Raw genomic sequence first — 452 nt, 5'->3', positions numbered from 1 at the left:
GCACTTCGATGATCTGCTGACCGAGGCCCATGTCGACGGGATGGTGGGTGGTCATCTCCTCGACGTGGTATACGGCGACGGAGGGGAGGTTCTGGTGGGAGAAGAGTTCGTCCTGGTCGTCGCCGACGACGACGACCGCGTCCAGTTCGAGCGAGAAGAGGTCCTCGGCGAGCCGCTTGATGTAGGCCTGCGCCTGGGTGAACTTCCGGTCCCAGACCTCGGGCTTGAGTTCTGCCAGATAGCGGTCGCCGGCGCGTTCGGCGATTTCGGTGTACGGACGGATGACCCCGTCGGTGTCGTACAACTCGGTGTTGGCCTTGTCGTGTTCGCCCCGCAGGCTCCACATCTTCTCGGGCTCCATGCCGAGCATGGGGCTGTGCGAGGTGCCTGCCACGGCGACGATGCTTCCCATGGTGTTGTCTTCCCTTCAGCTGTTCAGCCGTGTGTAGACC

The 452-nt window shown here is 63.3% G+C and carries 1 protein-coding gene; it reads right to left on the bottom strand.

Going from position 1 to position 452, the window contains the following annotated elements; genetic code table 11:
• Positions 1 to 412: hypothetical protein (locus FPV16_RS25935; protein ID WP_227441377.1), on the bottom strand; the 412-nt coding region annotated here is incomplete at its 3' end.
• Positions 413 to 452: the final 40 nt, after the last annotated feature.

Origin of the sequence: Methylobacterium sp. W2, from assembly GCF_020662345.1 — a bacterium.
In the GTDB taxonomy this organism is placed as follows: domain Bacteria; phylum Pseudomonadota; class Alphaproteobacteria; order Rhizobiales; family Beijerinckiaceae; genus Methylobacterium.
This window is presented reverse-complemented; position numbering and strand designations above follow the sequence as displayed.